This window comes from Frankia sp. CgKIO3 (assembly GCF_977946435.1).
The window spans coordinates 1-3,601 of sequence record NZ_CDWTMO010000261.1; the positions used below are offsets into that span (position 1 = coordinate 1).

A 3,601-nucleotide genomic window follows, 5' to 3' on the forward strand; every position below is an offset into this window, starting at 1 on the left:
CGGCATTGCCATTGGCCCTGTTCCAACGCCCGGATCAGACCACCGCGCTCCTCGTCGGAGTACTGCGGCCAGGCTGGCAACTCCGGCGCATGCCGTGCTCTACCGATCACGATCCCCACCCTATTTCTTACCTGTGGCCATACCGTTGTTCTCCGCGCCGGGATCAAGGTTCCGTCGACGGTTCCATTATCGCGACCAGCGAAGGAATCCACACAAGAGGATGCATGACGGACGGTACCTTCAGTACCCCCGGGTTCCCCATCGACCTCCGGGCATGACACATCAGCATCAACGGACGGGCTACAAATGAACTCTAGAAGAACATCTCAGCCAATCCACCCAGCTCACAAGTGTCCAGCAGGTGGCTTTAGCTATAAATGTGGGGTTCCGGATAAGAGACGCCGGCCGTCGAGCCGGCCAGCCTGTCTGCGAGGTGCCGTGCCCACGCTACTTCTCCTGAATGGCCCCAATCTGGGCATACTCGGCCGGCGCCAGCCGGAAGTTTACGGCACGGCGACACTGGCCGATATCGAGGCGGCCGTCGCGGCTCGGATCTCGGACCGCGGATGGAAACTGGTCTCCGTGCAACGTGAATCCGAAGGCGAATTGATCAACACCATTCAAGATAATTACGGCTCGATCGGCGCGATCGTCAATCCAGGTGCGCTGATGATGTATGGCTGGAGCCTTCGCGACGCTTTGGCCAACTATCCGAACCCGTGGATCGAGGTCCATCTCTCCAATGTCTGGGCCCGGGAGTCCTTCCGGCACGAATCCATTCTCTCGGCGCTCGCCCGGGGAGTGATCGTCGGCCTGGGGGCCCTCGGGTACGAGCTTGCCGCTCAGGCACTGCTGGACCTCGTCCCCGCGCCGAGCTGAGACGTCCCGCCGGGCCAGGAACGACTCTTCGGATGGCTGGTCACGCGGAGCAGCATTCGTACCCCCTTCCCAACGTGACCAGGCCACCCGCGACGTGGAACTCCCCACGCCAGGCCGGCCGGCTTCGGACGCACGAGCGTCCTCGGCCCGGTGTCATCTCCTCGGCCATGTCGATTCCTCGGCCGTGCCGGTCCGGCTCGGGCTTCCCGGCAGGCCGAAGAACCGGGGTGGCGCATTACTGGAATATGGCCGTACGGCCCTTTAGAATTCATAATGAAGTAATTAATGCAAGCCAATATGCGTCTTCGCAGGTCACGGGCTCGCGAGGACCCCGAAGTGAACAAGTTATTTTATTCCGAATCCTTAGGGCATTTTTGGACGATGTGTTGCAAAGACCAGACCGGTGCCGCCGTACTTCCGCATCCGTAATGCCGGCGGGAGAGTGCCGCCCATGACGACGCACCCTGTTCATCCCGTTCATGAGGAACGGTCCTCCCAACGGACGATCTCTCGCCGAGATTCGCCGGTGGGCCTGTCGGTGGCGGGCCCCACCACCCCTACCAGGTGACCACCTCCAGGTGACCACCTCCGCCGGGAGCGCGGTGAGCTACTCCTGCGCGGTGAGGGCGTGGGTGGCGGCCGCGGCAACGGCGGGGGCGAGCCGTGGATGGTCGAGGGGAGGCAGCACGCTGCCGGGCGGCGTCTGACCGACGAGGGCGTGCACGGCGGCGAGGCGGGCAGCGGGGGTGACCGGGCGGCGAGTGGTGACGACCGCCCGCAGCAGTCCGGGCAGCGCGTGCAGCGGGCGCGGGCCCGAGGTGGCGCGGGCCAGCGGAGGGGGCGTCTCCGGGCGGGTCCGCAGGACGGGAACGCCCTTGGGCGGCGCCGCCAAGCCGATCAGGTCGACGATCAAATCGAGTTCGGGGGCGAACAGGTGCAGCGGCTGGATATCGTAATCGACCGGATCGTAGAGAGTGATCTCGTGGATGCCGACACCGATCAGTAAGCCGGCGAGATCGCCGCCCCGAGCCGGGTCCACGACGGCGACGCGGGCCCGCCCCGGCGCGAGGTCACGCGCCCGGAGATGGTTGAGGACCGCGGCCGCGGCGGCGACGGCGAGACCGTCGTTGACGGTGTCGAGCAGCAGATACGGGGCGGCGGACCGCAGCGCGGCGCGGGCGGCGTCGATACGGCGGACGTGTGTGTGGACCAGGACGGTGGCGGCGAATCCCGGAGCGAGCATGCCGATCGCCGCGGCGAGCTCGGCTGCGGTGTGGGCGGCGATCGGCATGGGGATGACGTCGAACCCGGTCGCCCGGTGCAGGTGGACCGCCTGGGACTCGACCGCTGGCAGGGCCGCCTCAGCGGCCAGCGGCTCGAAGTCCAGGACGGCGCTGCCGTCGGTGAGCAGCGCCACCCGGCGCGGCCGGCCGGTGAACCGGTCGGTGTGCGCCGGGTGCATGGCCAGGTGGCTGATGACGCGGCGATCGGCGTCAGCGTCCAACAACGCAAGATCGTGACCGGTCATGACCGACGCGCGGAGACACTGGGCGAGTTTGCCGGTCGACGCGACGGTGAAGACGGGATCCTCGGTCTGCAACAGATCGGCACCCAGCCGCTCCCGTAGCGCCCGGACCAGCCAGGTCAATGTGGACCCGCTGTCGGCATCCAACGTGATCCGCCGGCCGCCCCCGGGATCCGGCTCGTCCGCGTAGCACGTCACGGGGCCGGGGGCTGCGGCGATGACCGCCTCGATAATCATCGTGGCCCGGTGCGGAACGCGGACCGTGACGCTGTAGGCGGGGTTGACCCCGGCTGGACCGGCTGAACCGGCCGGGACAGAGGGCGTCACGCCGGCTCCACCCGTGCCCGACTCCGTCGGGTGCACGCCGGTCCCCCAGGCGACCCCTCGGCGGGACTCCCATCTCCGGGAGTCCCATAGGCGGGACTCCCGGAAATCGGTCCACCACATTTCATGCTCATGAGGAGCTTGTCTCCGCTTCGCGCAACTCGGCCAACAGCCCGGCCTGCCCGGCCGCCATCTCGGTCAGAATCCGCCGGGCCGCGCGCATCAGCTCCGCCACGCCCCCGCCCGCGAGCGCGTACACCACCGTCGGGCCGTCCCGCGTCGCGGTCACGATCCCGGACCGGCGCAGCACCGCGAGCTGTTGGGAAAGGTTCGACGACTCCACCTCGATCGCGGCCAGGAGATCCCGCACCGGCATCGGCCCGTCCTGCAGCAACTCCAGCACCCTAATCCGCACCGGATGTCCAAGCATGCGAAAAAATTCCGCTTTAGCCTGGTACAACGGAACTCGCCTCGTCACGAGTCACCTCCCGTCGACTCCGCACAGCTCCGGCCGGGGCCTACCGGCCGAGATACCAACCTGGCCGGAGTACCGGCGACCGCCCACCCAGAGACCACGTCGGCATGGTGAGCAGCGCCGCGACCCGTTCGCGCCCGATGGCGGCCTTTCCGCCAGTTACAGAATTTATCAACTGTTCGTTACCACACTTCGGAGCCGGAAAACGGCTCTTTATCGCACGGCACGGCTCCACGGGGGGCGCTGTGTCCAAGATCTCGCTCACCCCATACTTTTGATCATGTAAATTGAAGAAACTTTCAATTTTTCATCCCAGCATACGGGAGGATCGGATCCGCATCGAGACGACAGCGGGGCAGGCCGAGGACTCCCGACCCCCCGGCCCCACCCCCATAAGG

At 66.8% G+C, this 3,601-nt stretch carries 3 protein-coding genes; 1 reads left to right on the top strand and 2 read right to left on the bottom strand.

What is annotated here, in order from left to right; translation table 11 throughout:
• Positions 1 to 438: 438 nt before the first annotated feature.
• On the top strand, positions 439 to 879 hold the full coding sequence (locus AC08OJ_RS19220; protein WP_462188008.1) for a type II 3-dehydroquinate dehydratase: 441 nt from the start codon (positions 439 to 441) through the stop codon (positions 877 to 879).
• A gap of 607 nt (positions 880 to 1,486) precedes the next feature.
• Here AC08OJ_RS19220 and AC08OJ_RS19225 read toward each other — a convergent pair.
• Positions 1,487 to 2,731, bottom strand: coding sequence for a malic enzyme-like protein (locus tag AC08OJ_RS19225; protein ID WP_476596467.1), 1,245 nt, complete (start codon positions 2,729 to 2,731; stop codon positions 1,487 to 1,489).
• 127 nt (positions 2,732 to 2,858) lie between these two features.
• Positions 2,859 to 3,206, bottom strand: coding sequence for an ArsR/SmtB family transcription factor (locus AC08OJ_RS19230; RefSeq protein ID WP_476594676.1), 348 nt, complete (start codon positions 3,204 to 3,206; stop codon positions 2,859 to 2,861).
• Positions 3,207 to 3,601 lie beyond the last annotated feature (395 nt).